This is a genomic window from Streptomyces alanosinicus, assembly GCF_014650595.1.
Classification (GTDB): domain Bacteria; phylum Actinomycetota; class Actinomycetes; order Streptomycetales; family Streptomycetaceae; genus Streptomyces; species Streptomyces alanosinicus.
Genome location: NZ_BMVG01000054.1, coordinates 14,945 through 36,255 on the forward strand (window position 1 = coordinate 14,945; position 21,311 = coordinate 36,255).

General features: G+C 69.7%; 23 protein-coding genes and 1 pseudogene. 11 read left to right on the top strand and 13 right to left on the bottom strand.

Going from position 1 to position 21,311, the window contains the following annotated elements:
* From IE277_RS42540 to IE277_RS42570, 7 genes are all read right to left on the bottom strand, one after another.
* On the bottom strand, positions 1-435 hold the full coding sequence (locus tag IE277_RS42540) for a hypothetical protein (RefSeq protein ID WP_189959071.1): 435 nt from the start codon (positions 433-435) through the stop codon (positions 1-3).
* Positions 432-1,385 (bottom strand): replication-relaxation family protein, encoded by a 954-nt coding sequence (locus IE277_RS49060; protein ID WP_189959072.1) that lies wholly within the window; start codon positions 1,383-1,385, stop codon positions 432-434. Before IE277_RS49060 ends, IE277_RS42540 begins: the two co-directional genes overlap by 4 nt.
* A 5-nt stretch (positions 1,386-1,390) precedes the next feature.
* Complete coding sequence (locus IE277_RS42550; protein WP_189959073.1) at positions 1,391-3,664, bottom strand: type IV secretory system conjugative DNA transfer family protein; 2,274 nt, start codon at positions 3,662-3,664, stop codon at positions 1,391-1,393.
* Positions 3,661-4,149, bottom strand: coding sequence for a hypothetical protein (locus tag IE277_RS42555; RefSeq protein WP_189959074.1), 489 nt, complete (start codon positions 4,147-4,149; stop codon positions 3,661-3,663). Before IE277_RS42555 ends, IE277_RS42550 begins: the two co-directional genes overlap by 4 nt.
* A gap of 196 nt (positions 4,150-4,345) precedes the next feature.
* On the bottom strand, positions 4,346-4,567 hold the full coding sequence (locus IE277_RS42560; RefSeq protein WP_308433477.1) for a DUF397 domain-containing protein: 222 nt from the start codon (positions 4,565-4,567) through the stop codon (positions 4,346-4,348).
* Positions 4,568-4,732: 165 nt separating this feature from the next.
* On the bottom strand, positions 4,733-4,975 hold the full coding sequence (locus IE277_RS42565) for a DUF397 domain-containing protein (RefSeq protein WP_189959075.1): 243 nt from the start codon (positions 4,973-4,975) through the stop codon (positions 4,733-4,735).
* Entirely contained in the window at positions 4,972-5,844 is an 873-nt protein-coding gene (locus tag IE277_RS42570) for a helix-turn-helix domain-containing protein (protein ID WP_229882443.1), read from the bottom strand. The genes IE277_RS42565 and IE277_RS42570 overlap by 4 nt, the downstream gene beginning before the upstream one ends.
* Before the next feature lie 421 nt (positions 5,845-6,265).
* Between IE277_RS42570 and IE277_RS42575 the strand changes: the two genes are divergently transcribed.
* The 11 genes and pseudogenes from IE277_RS42575 to IE277_RS42620 all read left to right on the top strand — a co-directional run bounded on the left by IE277_RS42575 (position 6,266) and on the right by IE277_RS42620 (position 14,799).
* The gene (locus IE277_RS42575) at positions 6,266-7,096 is read left to right on the top strand and encodes an ATP-binding protein (protein WP_189959077.1); all 831 of its coding nucleotides are present in this window, start codon (positions 6,266-6,268) and stop codon (positions 7,094-7,096) included.
* Between the two features lie 124 nt (positions 7,097-7,220).
* A complete protein-coding gene (locus tag IE277_RS42580) occupies positions 7,221-7,757 on the top strand; it encodes a hypothetical protein (protein WP_189959078.1) in 537 nt (178 codons plus the stop codon).
* Between the two features lie 374 nt (positions 7,758-8,131).
* Positions 8,132-8,698: an ATP-binding protein gene (locus IE277_RS42585; protein WP_229882444.1), complete on the top strand. Its 567-nt coding sequence runs from the start codon at positions 8,132-8,134 to the stop codon at positions 8,696-8,698.
* A gap of 615 nt (positions 8,699-9,313) precedes the next feature.
* Positions 9,314-9,709: a hypothetical protein gene (locus IE277_RS42590; protein ID WP_189959102.1), complete on the top strand. Its 396-nt coding sequence runs from the start codon at positions 9,314-9,316 to the stop codon at positions 9,707-9,709.
* 159 nt (positions 9,710-9,868) lie between these two features.
* Positions 9,869-10,267 (top strand): DUF6302 family protein, encoded by a 399-nt coding sequence (locus IE277_RS42595; protein ID WP_268252730.1) that lies wholly within the window; start codon positions 9,869-9,871, stop codon positions 10,265-10,267.
* Positions 10,268-10,473: 206 nt separating this feature from the next.
* Positions 10,474-10,605 carry a hypothetical protein gene (locus IE277_RS49065; protein ID WP_268252729.1) on the top strand — a complete coding sequence of 44 codons (132 nt, stop codon included), beginning with the start codon at positions 10,474-10,476 and terminating at the stop codon, positions 10,603-10,605.
* Between the two features lie 79 nt (positions 10,606-10,684).
* A complete protein-coding gene (locus tag IE277_RS42600; RefSeq protein WP_189959080.1) occupies positions 10,685-11,869 on the top strand; it encodes a TfuA-like protein in 1,185 nt (394 codons plus the stop codon).
* A complete protein-coding gene (locus IE277_RS42605; RefSeq protein ID WP_189959081.1) occupies positions 11,866-13,011 on the top strand; it encodes a YcaO-like family protein in 1,146 nt (381 codons plus the stop codon). The genes IE277_RS42600 and IE277_RS42605 overlap by 4 nt, the downstream gene beginning before the upstream one ends.
* Positions 13,004-13,789, top strand: coding sequence for a class I SAM-dependent methyltransferase (locus IE277_RS42610; RefSeq protein WP_229882445.1), 786 nt, complete (start codon positions 13,004-13,006; stop codon positions 13,787-13,789). The genes IE277_RS42605 and IE277_RS42610 overlap by 8 nt, the downstream gene beginning before the upstream one ends.
* Before the next feature lie 62 nt (positions 13,790-13,851).
* A pseudogene (locus IE277_RS42615) lies at positions 13,852-14,205 on the top strand (2-dehydropantoate 2-reductase N-terminal domain-containing protein); the annotation flags it as partial.
* Between the two features lie 237 nt (positions 14,206-14,442).
* Positions 14,443-14,799, top strand: a complete 357-nt coding sequence (locus IE277_RS42620; RefSeq protein WP_189959083.1) for a hypothetical protein — start codon at positions 14,443-14,445, stop codon at positions 14,797-14,799.
* Between the two features lie 84 nt (positions 14,800-14,883).
* Here the strand turns inward: IE277_RS42620 and IE277_RS42625 are convergent, their stop codons facing one another.
* From IE277_RS42625 to IE277_RS42650, 6 genes are all read right to left on the bottom strand, one after another.
* On the bottom strand, positions 14,884-15,888 hold the full coding sequence (locus IE277_RS42625) for an NAD(P)H-dependent glycerol-3-phosphate dehydrogenase (protein ID WP_189959084.1): 1,005 nt from the start codon (positions 15,886-15,888) through the stop codon (positions 14,884-14,886).
* Between the two features lie 293 nt (positions 15,889-16,181).
* Positions 16,182-16,670 carry a hypothetical protein gene (locus tag IE277_RS42630; RefSeq protein ID WP_189959103.1) on the bottom strand — a complete coding sequence of 163 codons (489 nt, stop codon included), beginning with the start codon at positions 16,668-16,670 and terminating at the stop codon, positions 16,182-16,184.
* A complete protein-coding gene (locus IE277_RS42635) occupies positions 16,661-17,200 on the bottom strand; it encodes an NUDIX hydrolase (RefSeq protein ID WP_189959085.1) in 540 nt (179 codons plus the stop codon). The genes IE277_RS42630 and IE277_RS42635 overlap by 10 nt, the downstream gene beginning before the upstream one ends.
* 93 nt (positions 17,201-17,293) lie before the next feature.
* The gene (locus IE277_RS42640; protein WP_189959086.1) at positions 17,294-18,970 is read right to left on the bottom strand and encodes a hypothetical protein; all 1,677 of its coding nucleotides are present in this window, start codon (positions 18,968-18,970) and stop codon (positions 17,294-17,296) included.
* 5 nt (positions 18,971-18,975) lie between these two features.
* Positions 18,976-20,469 (bottom strand): ATP-grasp domain-containing protein, encoded by a 1,494-nt coding sequence (locus IE277_RS42645; protein WP_189959087.1) that lies wholly within the window; start codon positions 20,467-20,469, stop codon positions 18,976-18,978.
* A complete protein-coding gene (locus IE277_RS42650; protein WP_189959088.1) occupies positions 20,466-21,128 on the bottom strand; it encodes a nucleoside/nucleotide kinase family protein in 663 nt (220 codons plus the stop codon). The genes IE277_RS42645 and IE277_RS42650 overlap by 4 nt, the downstream gene beginning before the upstream one ends.
* Positions 21,129-21,311 lie beyond the last annotated feature (183 nt).

A 21,311-nucleotide genomic window follows, 5' to 3' on the forward strand; every position in this document is an offset into this window, starting at 1 on the left:
TCAACCCCCGTATGTCGTCGTGTGGTCACGAGAATCCTGACAGCCGGTGCGGAGGGGACCGGTGGGATCCGGATAGGCGAGGAGGTCGTCGAGCCGGCCGTGACCGCCGGTCTGGGCGTGCCAGCCCTCCAGAACGTGCTGGAGGACGAGGCGGACGAGGTGGCGGTACTCGTCGGGGCGCTGTTCTCTGGTGCTGAGCCACCCGAGGTGACGGGTGTGGGCCTGCAGGGCGATGAGTTCGGTAATGAGCGGTGAGTCCAGCTGGGGGAGGCCGTCGAGTACGGCCGAGCACGCATGTGGTGCCGCATACGGCCTCTCCTGCGCGGGCGTGGTGCTGGCGGCGGGCCGGCGGCGTCTGCGTATGCCGAGCAGCATCGAGGAACCCTTCGTCGTGGGGGCAGCCGTGTGCGGAGCGGGGGAGACGGGGGCGGTCATGCGGACACCGCCGGGGCCGGAAGGAGGACGGTGGTGGGGGTGTCCGGGCCGAGGAGGGGGGTGACGATGTCGGCGAACGGGCCGTGGCAGGTGAGGAGGTCCAGGCTGGTGACGCCCGCACGGAGTTGGGCGGCGGCGCGCTGAAGGCGGGGGTCGGCGGCGGCGAGTGCGCGCAGGTCCAGGGCGCGGGTGGCGAGGGTGTGGGGCGGGGCGCCGGTGAGGACGAGCAGGAGCCGAGGGAAGGCGCGGTAGCGCTCGCGCCAGGCCTCCTGCACCAGAGCGCTGGCGGTTGTGCTGTGCCGGGCGCCGGGGGCGGGCTGGGGGATGTAGGTGGCGTAGCGGGCGTAGGCGTGGAGCTTGGCGGCCAGGCGGGCCACAGGCATCGTGGCGCGGTCGACCTCGACGAAGAAGTCGAGCAGCATCCGCTCGCCGCCGGGGGTGGTATGGGTGTAGTGGAGGACGGCGTCAGGGGTGAGCCAGGCCTCGTCACCAGAGCGGGTGTTGCCGTCGCGGACGCGGTGGGCGACCTCCATGTCCCAGGACAGCGGCCCGCATCCGTCCCCGAGCCGGCGGGCGTGTGCGACGAAAGCCAGCGCGGTGTCGTTGACAGCGAGGGTGTGCTCCTGCACGGCGCTCGCGGCGGCCTGACTAGTCATCTGGTAGGGGCGCGTGGGGAGTTCACGGCCGGCTTCGACGGCGTCGGCGCCGAGCGGAGTGATGTACCACAGCAGTTCGCCGGCGCGGCTGTGACGGCGACAGGTGGCGTGGGCGAGATCGTGGGTCTGGAGCTGCAGCAGCTGCTTGCGCACGTACCGACTGGTCGCAGCGGTGGGGCGCAGCAATCGGGTGAGTTGCTCGGCGGTCAGCAGCCGATGCTGGTAGAGGACGGGCAGCAGCTCCTGGGCGAGGCGAGACAGGCCGCTCGGCCGGGTCAGGGCGGGTGTGGACATACGGTTCAGCCCTTCTGCGTCGGGTGTGTGGGGCGAGGGAGGCGGTGCACGACGTCGCCGGAGCCTGCGGGGCGGTGCGCGCCGTCGGAGGCGCGGCGGGTGAGGTGGGCGAGGATCGCGTCGTCCAGCCGGTCGAGACCGTCGAGGATGTCGGTCACCGGGCGCCGCTGGACGTTGGCGTCGATCGCCTGGTCGAGCGCCTTGAGGCCCTCGGGGTTGTGGTAGTCGGCGAACACGTCGGAGACCGCGACGCCCTCGACCCGGAACGGGGCGGTGCGCTTGCCGTGCAGCTGGACGGACTGGATGTAGCAGTAGCGGTCGATCTGCTGGATGGTCGCCGGGTCGATGCCGGGCATGCGCTTGGCGACGAAGGAGGCCTCGTCCGCGTCCGCGCCGGTCGCCGACAGCCAGCTCTGGTTCTGCATCAGGGCCTGGCGGGTGCTGTCCGACAGCCGCATGACCATCTGCGTCATCCCCACGAACCTGAGCTCGTACTTCCGCAGCTGTTCGAGGATCTTGGCGACGTAGCCGTGCGAGGCGCCGTCGACCGAGGTCAGCTCGTCCACCCAGGACCACATGGTGGGCAGCATCTGGTCGGCGGGCAGCGAGGCGCGGGCCATGCCCTCACGGAACAGGTCGAAGAGCAGTAGCGCGCAGATCAACTCGTCGCTCTCGCCGGTCCCGGACGGGCACAGCCCGACCACCGCGGAGATGGCCAAGGCCCGGCGCAGGTCGTAGCCGGAGCGGGGCGATCCGAGGAACGCCCTCAGCGAGCGGGAGCTGCTGAAGCGGTAGAGCACGTTGGTGACGGTGTTCATAGCTGCCGGCTCGACATTGGCGAATGACCGTGTCCAATAGCGGCTGGTGGACTGCGGCAGGTGGGCGAGTACGGCCTTGCGCCAGTCCTCGTCCTCAAGCAGGGTGCCGATCTGGAACACGGTCGGCTGCAGCTCGGGATGGCCGTCCTGGATCAGCAAGTGGGACAGCTCGGCCAGGGTCCGCACCGCGTTCGACAGGATCGTGCGAGCCCGTGTGGCACGCTCACCCCAGCTGTGCGCGGAGGAGATCGCCCCGACCACAGCGCCGACGATCTCCTGGACCTCGTCCAGGCGCCGTCCCTCCATGGACAGCGGGTTCCAGCAGGCCATCAGATCCCCATCCCGCATCCGGGACAGATCGACCTCCCAGATCCGGTCCGCGAGCGCGGGATGCGCCAGATACGGCTTGATCCGCAGCCAGGCCGTCCGGTGCGGGTCGAACAACAGCCCACCGTCCCCGGCATAGGCCCGAGCAGCGAACTGCACCAACGCCAACTCCGTCTTGCCGAACCCGGACTTACCCAAGGACGAACCGAACAGCAGGTCCTGCGCATACGCACCCGCCAGCCGGCGCCGGCCGTCCGCACCGGTCACGTACCCGAGCGGCAGGACCTCCTTCTGCCCCGTCCACGTGGGCAATCCGGCCGGGGCAGGCGGAACCACACCACCGGTGCGCTGGATGTTCTGCGCCGTGCAGTGCACCGTGGGCGGCTTCAGCAGCACGGCCACCTCCTGCCAGGTCACCCACTGCCTACGCCGGGCCGGCGCGAAGTCCCCACGCGCAAAACGCCGGTCGAAGGAACGGCGGCGCCACCACACATCCGAGTACGGCCGCCACCCGCCCACACGCGGGCCCACCGGAACGAGGGCGTTCTGCCCACGCAACGCCTGCAGAGCGGCCATCACCTGATGCAGCCGTGCCCGCGCCCGTGCCGGATGCCGCGCCGTACACCGCACCAGCACCTGCAGCGCGAACACCTGCGCCCCCGGAGCGAACTTGCCGACCCCGTCCGTGAGATCACTCTGCCGCGGCAGCCGCGATCCACCGGCACCGCCCGTCCGCTTGCCGCCCGGCCCGCTGAGCACGTCCCACACCTGGGAGAGCGGCCCACCACCGCGCCCGCCAGACGCGAGCTGTTCCCCGAACGCCGTCGGCCCCCGGCGCGACGCCCGCACCAGCAAACGCCGACGCCGCCGCGCTACCGCCGGCCCTGGCACGGGCAGCAAGTCGACAACGAGTTCCGCCTCCTCCCCGTCCTCGGTGCGCACCTCGGCGAACGCCGCAGCCACCTGCTCCAGCGGATCCGGATCCAGCACCGGCTTGCCCAACGGCCAGTGATCCGCCCGCGCCAGCACCAGCTCCGCCCGCGCGACATACACGCCGCGCGAGCCGGCAGCTGCCGGGGCGGTCTGAGGATCGGCGGTTGGCTGGTCCTGCTTGGACAGAACGACCGTGCTCACCAGCCACCTGCCTGCGGTGACACGCCCTCGAACCGCACCCGCGCCGACGTTTCCCGGGCGGTGTCGGCGGGACGTACATCCACTTGCCGGTAGCTCGGCATCCGCAGCAGGCTCGCTGCCTGCTGAGGGCCTTCCCACCCGTAGTGCAGCTGCCGCTCCGGCCCAGCCCAGACACGGATCCGCACTGCAGCAGCCCGCCGGGGCACACCGCTGGCAGCAGCCCGCGCCCCGTCCAGCCGCGCCGCGGCCTGCCCGATGTCCCCCAGCTGCGGATCGAACGTCACCGCCGGAACCAACTCGAACCGAGCCCGGCGCCCCAGCTCCCGCACGGCCCGGCGCCGCCACCAGGCCGCCGACGCAGTCCAGGTGATCAGCGCTGCCCCGGCTGCCCCGGCTAGCCAGCCGGCATGCTCCACAGCGGACCCGATCACGACTACGAGGCCGTGGACCACCTCCGGCGCTTGCGGCACCACATCACCGACCATGAGCCTCTCCCTCCTCAGGAAGGGTGGCCCTTCGCCACCCTCACCCACAGAAGGGGAGGCGCCGCGGTGCAGATGTGACAGCCGAACCGAGAAATTTCCGAGACCCGGTCAGACAGCACCGTTCGTCATGCACCGACTTGGCATCTGCGCACGGCAAAGGGGCTGCCCCGATGGGGCAGCCCCTTGCATGTTCGTTTCAGACAGTCCCGGTGACCAGCCCGGCGACGAGCGCGGTGAAGGCATGTGTATCTATGACCAGGTGTGGGCCTGTATGCATCTTGGAGTCCCGCACTGCCATCCGACCCTGCGGTGCGTGCGCGACTTCGACGCAGGCGCCTTGCTCGGAGCTGTACGAGCTCTTCCACCAGGCCAAGGTGCCGGCGTCGTGCGCAGTCTGGGCAGGATGGGTCATGATCATTTCTCCGGTTTGCTCACGGCGACGGTATCGCTTCTGGTGGGTCGGCACGGAGAGGCTGGCGAGTACCGCTGTTGGCGCAGTGGTTTGACGAGTATCCCGAGAGGCGTAGCAAAGGCAAGGGGCCCGTCCTCCTATTGCTGGAGAATGGGCCGAGCGTGCCTCACATCATGTGGTGGAGCTAGGGATGTTGAACTCCCCCTTGTTGGCGCCGTCGAGGAAGCACTCCCAAACGTGGCCGGTCACCACAAACGGCGGGTTGTTCAAGTCCTCATTATCGCGTAGGGCAACGCGTCCGTCGGGCAGGAAGGCCACCTCGAGGCAACCACCACTGCCGGAGGACGCCGAGGCTTTGAACCAGTCGAGGCCTGGCAGGAAGTCCGGTGCCGGGCGTCCGGTGTTGCTGGTCATTGTGTCTCCTCTGCGGCGTCTTGGAGCAGCGCCGCGGACTCGTCGGGATCAAGAGCCTTGGCCTTGAGCAGGTCGAACATCGTTGTAAAGCGCCGCACGTCGGGCTTCTTCTCCAAGTAGAGGTTTCCGGCGGGGCTGTCCACGTACACGACCGGGTCGGACTCCTCGAATTCCAGGAGGGAGAACGCCCCGCCCAGGCCGGAATGCGCTCCCTTGGCGATGGGCACGATTTGCAGCGTCACGTTCGGCCTGGCAGCAACCTCAACCAGGTGCCGGATCTGCTCGTGCATCACCTCCGGTCCGCCGACAGGCCAGCGGATTACCTGTTCGTCGAGGATCGCCCACAGCTCGAGCGGTTCGCGATCCTGGGGAGCGGACGACAGGAGTTCTTGCCGCCTTGCCCGTACCGACACCAGATCCTCGATGTCGTGCGGTCGGTTTCCCGGGTAGGCCGTCAGAACCGCACGAGCGTACGCGGGAGTCTGCAGGAGTCCGTGGATCAGTACGGGCTCCCAGGCACGTTCGGCACGGGCGTCGGTTTCCAGACCCAGCAGCACTTCGAGGCCACTCGGTAGCACTTCTCTGTGGGCGTCCCACCAGCCGGGCTGTTCCGAGTCGGTGAGCATGCTGAGGAGCGCTTGGACCTGGCGTTCGTCGGTCACGCCGTAGAGGTCGCAGAGTTTTGTGATCTCGTCGGGCTTTGGGGTGACGCGGCCTCTGCCGGTCTCCATGCGGCTGATCCGGGTCTCGGAGCACTGCAGGTGCGTCGCTACGTCTGCGGCGAGGAGCCCACGGGCCTTTCGAAGGCGCCGGAGCTCGGCACCGAGTTGGCGCCGGTTGACTGTAGGCGTCCTTGGCGGAGTAGCCACGCGCCGCCTCCCTCCCTTTCGTCGCTTGCCCTGCGCTTGCGCACTTGCCTGCTCATAGTTTGCCGCACGGTCCTTGCGAGCTGCACACATAGCAGGTCACCCCTCTCTGAATATTCCGCACGCACGTTCTTAACTTGCTAGGAATGTGCTGCGCACTTGCGCAGACAGTGCGCATGGCGTCACTCTATTGGCAGTTGGACACAACAGGTAGCGACTCGATCGCGTTCTGTTGATCACAGCCGTCGGAAGATCGGAAGTGCTCATGACGCCGTTTGTGCAGGCCACACGGTCGAATCCAACGGTGGCGCCCGCGTCCGTTGACAGCCGCGCCGGGCAGCTTGAGCCATGTGCTGGCCTGTCGGCATCACTCCACGACAAGAGGGGTGTAGCGCACACACCACGTCTGGGCACAACGCCCCCGATGCCTGCTCGGCCACCGTACGAGGCCGTCGGTACCCTCTCCGACACCGCGAGCGTCGTGCTCTACACGCGCGCCTTCACCTCGCAGATCGCGTCTCATACCCTCATGGCCCTCCAGGACTTCGCGGTCCAGCAGGGATGGACGGTCGTGCATGAGGTGTACGACCTCGCGCCCCTCGAATCAGCGCGTCGCCACCGCACGGGCTGGCGGACGGTGGAGCGTGCTCTTGTCCGTGGCGAGGCAACTGGCCTGCTCGCGCCCGCCGAGCAGGAGATCGCCTGGTACGCCGGAGACCGCGTCGCCTTACGTGTCTGGCTGCTGGGCATCCCGGCGTTCGCCGTGTACCCGCAGGCCGGATCCTGCCTGCGCACACCTGACACGGCAGGAGCCGTCGCGCTGCCTTCCGGTGCCGGCGCGCCTGTCGACCGCCAGCTGTCCCGCTCGTATCCACTGAACCCGGCCAGCCTGCGTCAGGTGAGGACGGACGCCATCACCCGTCTCACTGTCCTGGGCTGGCCCGGGAACATCATGTCGGCGGTCCGCGTCCTCGCGATTCTCACGGCCAATGCCATCGTCCACGCCACGCCCGCCAGCGGGACCGATGCTCAGATGACCGTGCTCTTGGCGGTGACGGAGGACGACGAACTGCGCATCGATGTTCAGGACCCGTCTCCCAAGTTCCGTGACAGTGAGGCGGCGCTCAACGGTGAGAAGGGGCGCGGCCTGTTGGAGGCGCGCCTGCTCGGGGCGGAGGTGTCCTGGAGCCTGGCCGAGGACGGGCGTAGCAAGACGGTCCGAGCCCGCATGGTGCCGGGAGAGGTGCCCGCGTGATCAACCCTCTCGGTCTCGCCGACGTTGCTCTTGTGTACTCCGTGCGCCCCGTACAACGCCCGGCCCCCACAGCGCGCTTGCCGGAAGAGGAGAACCGGCGCGCCGATCTGTGCGGGAGGGCGTCATGAGGCTTCAGCCGGTCCCGGCGGACGAGCTCGACGAGCCGTGGTTGAGGTGGAGAACCGGGGAGCCCCGGTTCCGTCCGACCCCTGACGGCAGGCTGACCGCCCTACGACGCAGCGTTTTCGAGGACGCCCTCGCCGCCGTCAAACCCGGCCGGCCCATCAAGGTGACCACCTACGTCTTCGCAGACCGAGGAGTCGACGCCGACGGCACGCACGCCCTCCTAGCGGAGCATGCGCGCGACCGTGGGTGGGTCGTCCATCGGGAGCGGTTCACCGATGAACCGACGGGCTGCCCGGCCTCCGCCCGTCCTCAGTTCTACCTCGCGGTCCGCCGCGCCGGGTCGGGTTTCGTCGACGGCGTCCTCGCGATGGGGCGCGACGCCATGCCCAGCACTGATGAGGCGTACGAGGCGTACCTGCACTGGCTGCACTGCCACCACGCCTTCATCGCTTTCCTCCAGCCGATCATAGGGAGAACCCAGTGGCGCCAGAACCCCGGCATCGTCACCAGCGACCACGGAGCCCGGCGCTCATGACCTCATCGAAGCCGCCGCGGCGGACCCGGATCACCGAAGCGGTCATCACGATCGCGCTGGTCGGCCTCGTGGTCCTCGCTTTCGGTGTCGCGCTGGTTCACACGCTTCGCAGTCACAGAGGCAAGGAGAGGCAGCGCACGCCGTGGCCTCCCGCCGTCGCCGAACCGGTGCTCACGCACCGCGAGGTCCGTCTACTGACGCTCGCTCACCAACCCCCCAGAGGAGGTCGTGCCATGCGCACAGCGCACGCCGACGACCTGGATTCACCCCACACGCACCCACGGGCCCCGCTTGCTGCTTCAAGCTCACGCGCGGCGAGAGGACGCTCAGTGAGTGATCCCGTGCTCAGGAGTCGTCATCGCCGTGCAGTTCGGGTGCACGAGGCAGACGACGGCACGCTGGTGGTCACCGAGGTGCTGCCGCGCGAGCCCGACTCTGTGCCGAAGGCCCGTCGGCTCGTGAGGGAGGCCCTGGAGGCGTGGGAGCTGACGCAGCTCACGGACGCAGCCGAGCTGATCATCTCCGAACTGAGCGCCAACGCCGTTCAGCACACTCGGTACCCGGCGTTCCGTGTGAAGGTGCAGCGTGGCCACGACGGCCGCGTACGGCTGGCCGTGATTGACAAGAGCACCACTGAGCCCGTGCTACGTCCCATGGACGACGAGGCTGAAGAAGGCCGGGGTCTGGCCCTCGTTGCCGCAGTCGCCCAGGAGTGGGGGACCGACCCATTGGGGTGGGGCAAGCGCGTTTGGGCCAACCTGGAGGTATTGGAGCCCTCTGAGCAGCAGCAGCCGCGGTGGCTGCCCGATGAGGTGCGCATATGGCACACCCACCGTGCCCAGGCCCTCTATCTCCTGGCCCTCCTGGCCGTGATGGGCGCGCTTGTGATCCTCATCGTGAACGGACACTATCCCGCCCAGACGGGAGGGGACATCCGGTGAGGACCCATACGGTGATGGACGCGCCGGCCCTCCCGGGGCCGCGCTCTGCTCCCGCTCAGGAGCTGACGGCCGCAGCCATGGGGTCCATGCCCTACAACTGGCTGGAGCCCACCGGGCGCCGGGAACAGGTCCTGACGGCATGGGGACGCGGGCAGTTGGCCGAAGTCCCCGTGGGTCTGTCCTTCGACGTCGTGCTCGTGCCCGGTGCCCTGGCCTGCGACGTCCTCGACCGTGCGCGAGCGGAGGGAATTCAGCCCGGCCCGGTCATCCTCGGACCGTCCGGCGCCGAGGTCATCATCCGTCTGGGCTCCGCACCCGGCTGGTGTGCGCCGGGCTTCCTGCTCCTGCGGCGTGACGCCCTGCTTCTCCTGCCGCCTCCAACCGTCCGTGCACCAAAGACGATGGCAGCCCGCGGCTGGCTCATACCGCCGGCCCAACGGGAGGCGAGCGACCCGCCAGGCAACAGATTGCCCTGCGGAGATGACCTCCTCCGGCCTTACCTCGCGGCGGTCCAGGCCGCTGCGGAAGCTGCCCGCCTCGCGGACCCAGGGAGCCCCCGTGCTGGTCGCATGGACCGTTGACGAGTGCTGGCGCTGCGATACCCCGGGTGTGCCCGTGACATGGGTGGGCCCGGTCCAGTGGGACGGAGAGAGCGCCCCGTTCCGGCTGTGCGAGCCATGCCTGACCGCGATAGAGCGCAAGGCCCAGGCGCATTTCGCGCGCCGTACGTTCCAAGACTCCGGCGCCCTGGCCTCCCTGTGCCATCACGAACCGCCCACCGACCCCGTCATCCTGATGAGGAGCCCGATGGAATCGCCTTCGCGCGTTCAGTACGTGTCCCTCGTTCTTACCGGTCTCGGAATCCGGGCGCACGCCGATGGCCGGACCGGCCGGGAGGCGTGGCGGATCATGCGTCGCCGGCACCCGCGCCTCACCTGGGCCGTCACCATCGCCTACGCGCTGGTGATTGGAGGCCTCGCCGTCACGGTGGTGGCCCGCCTGGTGACCTAACCCGCCGAGACACCCGCCCGGCCTAAGTGGCTCAGGAACGTCGGCTGGCGGGGCGTGTTGGTGAGCCGCAGCCGCCGGGGCTCTCTTCCCTCGTTCGTGATTCCTACGGAGGTTCCGTTGCCCCTTCGATCACTCTTCCGGCCATGGGCACGCTTGGCCGTGGAGGTACGGCCGGCCGATCAGCGAGACGAGTGGGAAGCCTCCTGGTTCCGCGGTCGGCTGTCCGACCCCACCCTTATTGACGTCGGGGTCGTGGTCGTTGTGGACGGTGCGGGGTATCTGGCGGTGCCGGTCGGCGGACAGCGGCGCGGCGGGTACGTCTCCACCGGCGTCCGGGGGACTGCCCGTTGTCTGCGCGACGCGCTCGCCGGGCGCCCCGGCTATCCGAATGTACGCGTGCGCTGGTCCGCGTGCCCAAGCGCCTGTCACACCGTTGCCTGGGGCGAGGCTGCGCCGGACAACGAAGACGACCAGGCCGTGGGCGAGTTCTACGGATACAGCCCGTCGGCGATCGCTCGCTTCGAGGAGGAGTCGGCAGCGGCTCTCCGCACGAACTGACTCATCCCGTTCCCCGGACTCACCGGACGTCCACGGGGGACGGCCATGAACACCGCTTCCAGGCCGCTCGCCGATGACGGGCCGGCCATCGGGGAGCGGGCAGGACCCCGACGCCGACGCGCGAGAAGGCCGGCGCCGGGTGCAGGACTCGGAAGACGACGTGTCCTCCGGGCGGATCCGACTACCAGCGAAGGGAGGGGAGGTACATGTCCAAGGCACAGGAAGCCGCGCAGTCGACGGTGGTCGTCGCCGACGGCACCGACGTCGAGGAGCTGGTGGACACCTCGGCCGTTGTGCGGTCCGAGGACGTCGAGCAGGAGGAGCGCTACACCTTCTGATCCGGGCTCGAAGGGCGTTCGGCCACGGTGGTGGCCGGACGCCCGCCTCATCTGCGCGTCCCCTCATTCTGGAGATCACGTGATCCACGTCTTCACCGGGCCCACGCTGAGCCCGGACGAACCAGCCCTGAAAGACCCGGACTTACGGCTACGGCCACCGATCCGACACGGCGATCTGTTCGATCCATCGATCATGGTCGGCGACACCGTCGTCATCATCGACGGCGTCTACCACCATGCGCCAGCCGTCCGGCACAAGGAGATCATCTGGACCCTCGGCCGGGGCGTCCGCGTCATCGGCGCTGCCAGCATCGGCGCCCTGCGGGCGGCCGAACTGGCCGACTGCGGCATGATCGGCATCGGGTCGGTCTGGCACGACTACGCCACCGGTCAGCTCGACGGCGACGACGAGGTGACCGTCGCTCAGGCGGCGGGCGGTGACCCGCGCGCCTGCACATGGCCGTTGGTCAGGGTGCGCCAGGTCCTCAGCCACGCCCTCCGCAAGCGCATCGTGGACACCGCCCGGGCCGACCGCCTGGTCGGATCTCTCGCCGAGGTGTACTACGCGCACCGGTCGCTGGATGCGGTCATGCAGATAAGCCGCCGAGAGAACCTGCCCGGTTTCGCCGACTGGCTGGCGCAGGAGCTGGCCGCCGACGTGCACTTCGGTGACGTGAAGCGGCAGGACGCCCTTGACGCTCTCGACCTCGCGCGAGAGATGGCCAAGACCCCGGCCGAACCGGTGGAGGGCCTGGTGTGGGCGACGCGCTGCTTTAGGCAGTGGGCCAACTCCTTCGCCGTGCTCGACACAGAGCACGGCCGGCTCCGCACGCTGGAGCGAGTGACCTTCCAGCAGATCTTCGACCCGCGGTTCAAGCAGGTGTGGTGGGATTACCTCATCAGCCTCGGCACGACCGACCTGCCCTGGACCGTCGCCTGCGCAGTGATCAACCCCCGCGTGGACCTGTCCGACGAACAGACCGCGGCCCGGCTGCTGATTCGAGAGACGCCAGCCGACCGCACCGACGTCGCTAGGTACTCGGCCGTCAACGAACAGGCCCGCGAGGCGAACCGCGGCTTCTTCCCGGAGGCGATCAAGGAGAGCGTGGTGCGCGACATGCTCGCCGCAGTGTGGGGCACGGGCCCGGACGGGCTGGAAAAGGAGGCGTGGGTGCGCGGCCTGCACGGCGCCCGTGAAGCCGTCGATGCGGCGCGGCCGTTCGTCCTCGGCTTTCTCAAGGATCAGGAGACGGCCCGCCGATGACCTCGATCACCCTGACTGGCACCGTCCGCGCCCGCACCCCCGAGGAAACCTGGGACGCGCTGAAGCCGCACATCGCACGGCTCGGCATCAGCCGCGTCGCCCGGCTCACCGGCCTCGACCACCTCGGCATCCCCGTGTGGACAGCCGTACGGCCTAACGCCCACACGCTCGTCACCTCCCAGGGCAAGGGTGCCACCGACACGCTCGCCAAGATCTCCGCAGTCTTGGAATCCGCCGAACTCTGGCATGCCGAGCAGCCGTTGAAGGCGGATATCCGCGCGACGCACCGCGACCTGGACCTGCCATACCCGATGCACGCGCTGCCGGTGAAGATCGACCACCCCTCGCTCGAAGACGTCCCACTGGACTGGGTCACCGGCCACGGACTGGTCACCGGAGAACCGGTACTCATCCCCGCCGACGTCGTACGACGCAGGGTCCACCCCAGCGCGGCGGAACCGGAAGTCTTCCACGTCACCAGCAACGGAATGGCCTGCGGCAACACACTGCCCGAGGCCACGCTGCACGCCCTTTTGGAGACAGTCGAGCGCGACGTGCTGCACGACGACTACGTCAGCGGCAGCCGGTTCAGGACGCTCGTCGAACCGGCCACCGTGACCGACCCGTACTGCCGTGACCTGGTCGGACGATTCCTCGATGCCGGGATGTGGCTGGAGATCGCATGGGTCGACAACGCCTACGGCGTGCCGGTGTGTGCCGCCTACATCTGGTCGGAGGACTATCCGGTCACCTTCGCCGGGTCCGGCTGCCACTTCGCCCCGCAGATCGCGCTTTCCCGCGCGCTCGCCGAGGCCGCCCAGTCCCGTCTGACGTGTATCGCCGGCACCCGTGACGATCTCGACATCCACGAGAACGCCTTCGCCGCCGACCCCGAGCGTCCCGCACCGGCGGACCTCCCGGTCGGCAACTGGAACAACCTGATCCACCACCTGGAGCCGGACGACGACCTAGGCCTGAACCTGGCCGCCATCGCCGCCGGGGTTGCCGCCACCGTCGGGCACGAGCCGATCGCCTTCCCGCTGCATAACTCGCCCGCGTACGTGGCCGTCAAGGTCGTCAGCCCTGGTCTGGAGATGCGCATCATCCGGTCCATCCCGCGTCCTGGGAGCCGCCGTGGATAGCCCGGACTTCACCGAGCGGGAGCAGCAGCTCGCCGCCGTGTACGACAAAATGCACGCGGCCCGCGAGACCGCCACCATCGTCAGCGACCTGTACGCCCAGGCCATGGGCGACGTCTATCCGCACGAGATCAACGCGGCCGGCGCGGTCGACTGGCCACTGATCGCAACGATCGTCGGCGCCCTGCGCCTGGAACCCGGACACCAGCTCGTCGACCTCGGATGCGGCACGGGCGGCATCGGCCTGTGGCTGGCCCGCGCACTCGCCACGCACGTCACCGGCGTCGACATATCCGCCACAGCCGTGCGCATCGCCACCGGCCGCGCCCGGGAATTCGTCCCCGCCGAGCGCGCCAGATTCACGGTGGGCTCTCTGCGCGCGACCGGGCTGCCGGACCGGCACGCCAATGGCCTTGTGTGCGTGGATGCGCTGGGCTGCGAACTCGACCGGGCGGCCGCGCTGCGCGAGATCTACCGCATCCTGCGGCCCGGTGCCCGAGCCGTCGTCACTTCCGGCCGCCGACGTACGAACCCGGTCCTGCCACCGTGGCCGGAGCAGGCCGCCTACGCCGGGCTGATCTGCGAGGCGGAAGAGGAACGCCCCCACGAGCCGCTGCTGTGGCAGCGCCTCTACTGGCTGTGGATCGAGCACGAGACCGACCTGCGCAAGCAACTCGGCGACGAGCCAACCGACAGCATGCTCATCGAGGCCCGCACGCGGGGCGCCACGCTCGATGACCGTTGCTCTCTCGCCGTTACATTGAGGCGCCCCGAGGAGTAAACCTCCCGGTGACCGGGGCGCAGTGCCCGCTCCACGGGCCGACCTGCAAGGAGATCCATCGCATGTCCCGTCGTGTCGCCGTCTACGGAGCCGGCTCCTGGGGAACCGCCTTCTCCCTCGTCCTCGCCGACGCCGGATGCGAGGTCACACTCTGGGGCCGCCGCCCCGCCCTGACCGAGACGATCAACGAGACCCGCAGCAATCCCGACTACCTGCCGGAGGTGAAACTGCCGGCGAACGTGACGGCCACGTCCGACCCGGCCGAAGCCGCGCGCGGCGCTGACATCGTCGTCCTCGCGGTCTCCGCTCAGAGCGCCCGCCCGCTGCTGGAAGCCTGGCGGGCCCTCTGGGAGCCGCGCACCGTGTTCGTGTCGCTGATGAAGGGCATCGAACTGTTCTTCGCGCTCAGCGTGTCTCATGAGACATGTGGCTTGGCGCCGGCCACGTGATTGGCCTGGACATCAGTGGTGTTGGCGAGAGCCTGCCAGGGGGGTGGGCGAAATGTCGGCTGAGACGTCTTGGCCGACACCATGCAGGCTGGTTCGGTGATCAGGGTACGGGTCACCGCCGCCCGGTCTAGATTGGGCGCACAGGGCACGCAGAGGCGAGCCCAGAGTTGAGCGCCCGGAAGGCGCTCTGAGAGGAGCAGCGGGATGCTGTGTCCGATCCTGTTCGTGTCGGTCAACCAGTCGTTCCGTGACACCTACGACCTGAAGCAGCTTGAGGTCTGGGTGGAACGGGCTTGGGCCATCACGGTCAGCAAGGCGAGCGACTGCGAGCGCGTCGTAGCGGTCAAGGACCGCGAGCCAGTAGCGGCTTGGCGACTGCGCGGCGCGTTCTCAACCGACGAGACCTATGCGGTGTCCGACGGCAGCACGCGCAATCGCACTGGCCTGGCACTTGGCGAGCCGTTGCCGATCCTGCCCGAATATCGCTCTTCGGTCCCGGTGCTGCGCCGCGGAGTCGCCGTCGCCAACATAGACCTCACCCCGATGCCCCCGGAGCGATAGGAAGACGCGAGTACTGGCTCCCACCAGTAGCACGGGAGCCAGTTGCGCCCCGCGCGAGCCAGCAACTGCAAGGGCGTGAGTGAGTCAGTGCCGCTCAGGCTTCGCTGAACGCGACATGAGTTCCTTGACGGCAGCCTGAGGGGGTTTCCCGCCGTGGACGATGTCGACGACTGTGTTGGTGATGGGCATGTCGACGCCGTGACGGTGCGCGAGGTCAAGCACGGACAGACAGGACTTCACGCCCTCCGCAGTCTGCTTTGTTGCGGCGATGGTCTCCTGCAGCGTCATTCCGCGGCCGAGGTTGGCGCCGAAGGTGTTGTTGCGTGACAGGGGTGAGGAACAGGTGGCGAAGAGGTCGCCCATGCCGGCCAGGCCCGCGAAGGTGCGTGGGTCGGCGCCCATCGCCTCTCCGAGGCGGGTGGTCTCGGCGAGGCCCCGGGTGATCAGTGTTGCCTTGGTGTTGTCGCCGAGGCCCATGCCGTCCGCAATGCCAACGGCCAGGGCGATGACGTTCTTCACGGCGCCGCCGAGCTCGCAGCCGATCACGTCGCTGCTGGTGTACGGGCGGAAGAAGCTGCTGTGACAGGCGGCTTGGAGCCGCATCGCGACGGATTCGTCCTTGCAGGCCACGACGCTGGCCGCAGGCTGTCGCCGGACGATCTCACCGGCCAGATTGGGCCCCGACACAACGGCGATGCGCTCCGGGCCCGCTTCCGTGACGTCGGCGATGACCTCGCTCATCAACTTGGCGGTCCCGAGTTCGACGCCCTTCATAAGGCTGACCAGCACAGTGGTCGGGGCAATCGCAGGCGCCCAGGTGCTGAGATTGGCGCGCAGCGTCTGGGAGGGGGGCACGAGCACCACGAAGTCGGCGCCCGACGCGGCCTTCGCCGGATCGGTCGTCGCCGTGATCCCCGTCGGGAGTTCGACACCTGGGAAGTACTCCGGGTTGGTGCCAGTTGTGTTGATGACGTCGACCAGCTCGGAGCGTCGCCCCCACAGGGAGACCTCGCATCCCGCGTCGGCCAGGACCACGGCGAACGCCGTGCCCCAGGAACCAGCGCCGAACACGGCGAATCGGGTCGTCACCGACCGGCCTCCCTCTGATCACGCTGCTGGTACGACGTGCACGTCGGCGGCCCAGCGTAGCCAATGCGGCCTGGCCGGCGCCGGTACACGAAACCGGTGCACAAGGTGACCGGTTCGACTGAGACGCCACCAGCCCGTCTCCCCGGGGAGCGCGGGCCAACGGAGCTTCACCGTGGCAAGACCACCGGAGCAGAGATCTCTCGAATGTCGAGGAATACGAGGTCAGTGGGTCGGGCACGCCACTGAACTCCCACTCTTCAAGATCCAGACAGCGTCACCCACTCAGGCGTTCCTCATATGGGCGCCTCATCGCCGAGCGTGTCGCCTTCGCCCGCGAGGTCGTCGCCAAGGCCGAGCGCGGCGAGCTGCTGCGCGGCATCGAGGACGTTCTGCTGGGGCAACGGGTGTTGGGCGAGCCACATGCGTACCGCCTCGGTTGCAGCGGCCTTGATGGTGGTGTTGTAGACCACGGACGCGAGCTTGAGCTGCTGCTGGAGGCTCTTCGGGATGGCGGTGGTGAAGGCGACCTCGGGGTCGTCCACGCCCCCGAGTCGAGAACGAAGGCGGCCGTCGAGTCCCTCGAGGCGGCCCGCGGGATCGGAGGTCAACTCCGCGGCAAGGGCACCGAGGACCTGGGCGAGGGAAACTCTGGTGAGGTCGAGGTCCAAAGCCGCGGTGTTGCACCAGCGTTTGAGCGCCTGATGGTCGGCGCGCGGAAGATCGACGGTGACACGGATCTTCTTATCTGAGGGTTCTGCTGTCACGGGACGGGTCAGATCCATGTGTAGTTGTCGTCCGTGACTGCCTCCAGGCAGGCGTCGGCGACGGCGGCGTGCGGGGAGTCCAGGGCGGCCAGTGCTGTGCCGATCGGCGGGAACAGCGGCAGGTCGCTTGTCTTGCGGTAGTCCACCCACTCGATCGTGCCAGCCTCGTGGGAGCCGTCGGGCAGTTCGTCGAACTCCTGCTGCGCCAGCTTCTGCCGGACCTGGGGGGTGACGTGAAAGCGGTAGACCAGGTGCAGTTTGCGGGGCGGCGGTGTGGCACCTGGGCGGGAGACACGCTGGTCGACGACCCACAGCAGTTCTCCACCTTCGGCCTGGTCCACGTCGAGGGCGAGTTCCTCGGCCAATTCCCGACGCAGTGCGTGCGGCAGTGGCTCGGCGGGTTCGACGTTGCCACCGATGGTCGTGTAGTGGACCGAGTCGGCGCGGTCGCGGCGGATGAGGGCCACGTCGTCGCCGCAGAACACCAGTGCGCTGGTACGGATTTTGATGCGGGAGAACGGGGTCGGGGCCGCGGGGGTGCTTGTCATGGCGGCCAGTATTGCGGCCGCGCCGACGGCGCCGGGCGGGTTTGCTTCGACTTCACCCGTCCCGGCGCCGTCCCCCCTTATCCCTTGGGCTGGTCAGGCTGCGGTGGCCAGTCCCGGCAGCAGGTGGGCCGCGCGGCCGGTTGTGAGGTCGACGTGCTCGATCCACCCTGAGGGCAGGGTGAGGACGTGGCGGCGCAGACGGCAGCCGGTGGTGCGCATCACCGGCGAGAGGTGGCAGGGGTCCAGTTCCTCGACGAGGAGGCTCGGTGAGGTGGTCGCGGGGTTCTTCAGTCCCGCCACGCTGATGGGGAGGTGTCCGGCCCGGCTGAGGGGCAGCGGGGTGATGCGCCAGATCGGTCCGCGCACGGTGGATAGGCTTACCTGCCCGAAGCCGCGCTCCTCGCGTGGGGTCATCGGCTCGCCGTCGGTCGCGGCGAGGCCGCGCAGCAGGGCCTTGGCGCGGCCCTGGTTGACGATCTGCCCGGTGTCGATGGTGAAGCGGCGGCTGAAGAACGTGCTGGGCGGGTAGCCGGCCCGCTCCAGGGCGCTTGCGTATGCGGCTACCTGCGGGTGGACGCTGGTGCGCAGGTGCTCTGCGGCGGTCGCGTCCGTCTCCTTCAGGGCCTGCGCCTCGTCCAGGAGCGCGGCGAGGACGGCGTCGACATCGTGGCCGGTCGCGTCGTGGAACTCCGCGCGCCGCTCAAGGCCGTGGGCCTGTTTGTGGGCGAGGAGGGTGTTCAGGAACCAGCGGGTGGCGTCGGTGTACCCGGCGGCCTTGCGTAGGGCGGTCTTCGGGTAGAGGTGCAGGGCGGTGAAGGTGCCGTCCGGGTGGAAGTCGGGGTCGGCCGCGTAGTAGGGGCCGTCGGCGTTAGCGAAGCGGTGCACGCGCACCCACTCGCTGCGGTGCGGCACGGCCAGGGTGCCGGCGAGCGCCGTGCGGACCGTTTCGGCGGTGGGCGCGACGTGATCGGAGACGACGTGCAAGAACACGGTGCCGGGGCGGGAGAAGACCGGCTGGGTGTGCTCGTCCAGGCGCTCGATGACGGTCTCGGGCAGTACCTCGCCGCCCTGCTCCCGGGCGATGAGCAGGTGCGGACCGCAGGCCAGCACTCGGCGGCCGTCCACGGTGGTGTCGGTCAGCTCGCTGAGCCCGAGCAGCGGGGCGAAGCGCAGTTCGCACGCCGCGCTCGCGGCGCCGTGGCCGAGGTGGTCCAGCAGCGGCCGGTAGACCCGCAGCGCGGCGGCGAGGTCCTCGACGTACGCGGCCCGTGACATGCCCGGTCCGCGGTCGGCGAAGCCCCAGGTGTAGGGGGTGACGGAGAAGCGGATGCCGTCGAAGACGTCTCCGAAGTCGGCGACCAGCCGCTGGTGCATGGCCGTCAGCTGCGGTGAGCGGGCGGAGAAGCCGACCGTGGACACCCTCAGCCGCACTCCGAGCCGTTCGCGGGCGAGGGCGGCGTAGGCGTCGAGGTGGGGGTAGGAGCCGATGTCGTTGTCCAGGTACGGGAAGACCACGCGCGGGCGGTGGATGCGTCCGGAGGCGACGGCCAGGCCCCGCTGGTCGGCGGTGTCCGCGAGGGCGGTGAGCAGCCCGGTCAGTCCGTCCTCGGTGAGCTGCCACACGTCCCGTCCGGCGCCCTGGGAGCAGAACGCGCAGCGGTTGAAGCAGCCGACCGCCGGGGCGAGGTACTGCAGGCGAGTGAACGCCTCGGTGGGCAGTGCGGCGAGCTGGTCGCGCACGTCGGACACGGTCGTCACGGTGGGGGTCATGGCGGTCACCTCACGAAGGCCGAAGGGGCGGGGACAGGGACGGGAACGAGCTGGTGGCTGAGGGCGTCGATGACGCCGCGGCCGAGGCCGGACAGGTCGTGCGGTGCAGCAAATGGGGAGCCGGGGCCGGAGGTGAGTCCTTCGGCGGTGCCCAGTTCTGCGCCGGGCAGGCAGACCGTCGTCTCGTCCGGGAGCGCGGTCAGCAGGACCTCGTCGGCGTCCGCGTCGGCTTCGGCCGGGTGGGCGCCCTCGCGCAGCCACACCAGGCGGTCGCCGTTCAGCCGGTAGATGCCGGGCCCTTTCAGGCCGGTCAGCCGTGCCGGGGCGTCGCCCCGGTGGCGGAGCTTGAGGTAGAAGGGGCCGGGCCCCGGCGGCGACGCCGCGGCGATGGTGCCGGCGTTGAACTCGGCGACGTCCGGCAGCCAGTCGGCCCGGCCGCCGAGGACGACGGTGAGGTGGGCGGCGAGGAACGGCGGCAGGCCGCGCAGCTGCTGATTCGTGCCGGAGACCTCGGTGCTGCCCTGGTTACGGCAGTTGATCTCGTTGAACAGCACGCGGCCGTCGGGCGTGAGGAGGGCGTCCAGGCCGAACAGCCCCGCCATCCGGCGGGTGCGCCACAGGTGCTCGCCGATCCTCACGGCGGCCTCCACCAGGTCGGCGGCGGCTGGCCCGGGCCAGGGCCTGGACCAGTCGTTGCCCACGCTCTTGCCAGGCCCGATCCCGGCTTCGCTGACGCCGACGGCCTTGTGGGAGGGCCGGTCGACATACACGGCGATCCCGCCGGCGCCGTCGGGCACGGACAGCACGGTGGTGTTCGACGACCAGCCATCCACGAACGCGGCCACCTTGTACGGGCCCGTCATCGCGGCGGCCCGCCGAAGGTCCGCGTCGGTGTCGACGAAGACGGTGCCCCGGCCGCCGGAGTCGGCGCCCGCCTGCACCACCAGGCGGTCGGCGCCGACCGCCCGCCGCAGCTCGAACAGCCCGGGAAGACGGCCGTCGACGCGGACGCACGGGATACGTACCCTGTCCGGCACCCCGGCGTCCTTCAGTAACTGGTCGAAGGACGCCTTGTCCTCCACCGTCCGGCACAGTCGCCCGTCGACCGCCGCGACGGTGCCGGACGGCCCGGCCCACGCACGGAGCCGGCCGGTGGCGTACCAGGCGGCGATGACCGGAGGTTTCGGCAGGCCGGCCAGCAGGGCGCGCGCGTCGTTGTCGACGGCGTCCTGCCAGCCGTGCCGCTGGACGGGGCCACGCACACGAGTGCGTTCCTCGGCCGCCAGCACCGTGTGCGCCGCGGCCGCCGGCCAGGCCGGGTAGCAGCCGACCGCCACCACCGGCCGCAGAACCGGGATAGCGCCGGGGCCCGTGTAGGCGGTGCGCATAGAGCTGGTGAACCGCTCGGCCGAGACCAGCGGGCGGCCCGCCAGGGCTGCGGCGAGCGCCCGCCCGGCCGCCTCGCTCAGCGCCGGATCAGGCACGCGCAGGGGCCTCACGCGGCACGCTCCAAGCCCGCGTCGACGGGGCTCAGGACGACCGGCCCAGTACCGAGCGCGGCGTCGGCGACCATTTCGGCCATCTGCGCGGGGCTGACGGTAGAGGTGTCGAAGACGAACAGGGCACGGTGGCGGCGGCCCATGCCGCGGATGAGCATGGCGGTGAACGTCTCGGCGAACGCCGCGTCCTGGACCCCGCGGATGTCGACCGCGTCGGCCTTCTCCCGCGTGGCGAGGCGGGCCGCCCTCACCTCGGCGGGAGCGTGCAGGTAGACCGCGACGTCGAACGGGGCGAACAGCCTGGGCCAGCGCAGGGCGAGCACGGCCGCGAGGTAGGGGCCGCCGGCCATGCCGAAGGCGGCGGTGCGGTCGGCGTACCCGTCCTGGATCACCAGTGTGCCGTCCCGCACGGGCGGGTCGACCTTCACCAGCAGCGCGTCCAGGGCGTAACCGGCCGTCAGGAACGCGGTGGTGATGAAGGCGCTGTCGGGCTGCTTCACCAGCGGCAGCTTCTTCAGCAGCGGCCGGAGGGGGTGGTGGGCGGCGAGCATGCCGCGGTGGCGGGCCGCGGGGCGGCCACGAGCGGCGAACTCGGTGGTGAGCGCGGACACCAGGGTGGTCTTGCCGGACAGGTCCAAGCCGTCGACGAGGATACGCAACGGGGCCTCCTTCGGCTCGCGAGAGCAGAGCACGCCGCCCGGTCGGGGTGGGCGTCCTCCACCATCCGCGCAGGTGAGAGAACCCGTGAAGGCGGCGGCCGTTGCTGCGGGTTGCCGTGCGGTTGCCTCCCGTTGCCTACCAGGTGCCGGTGCCCTTCCCGGCGGGCGCGGCACGACGGGACA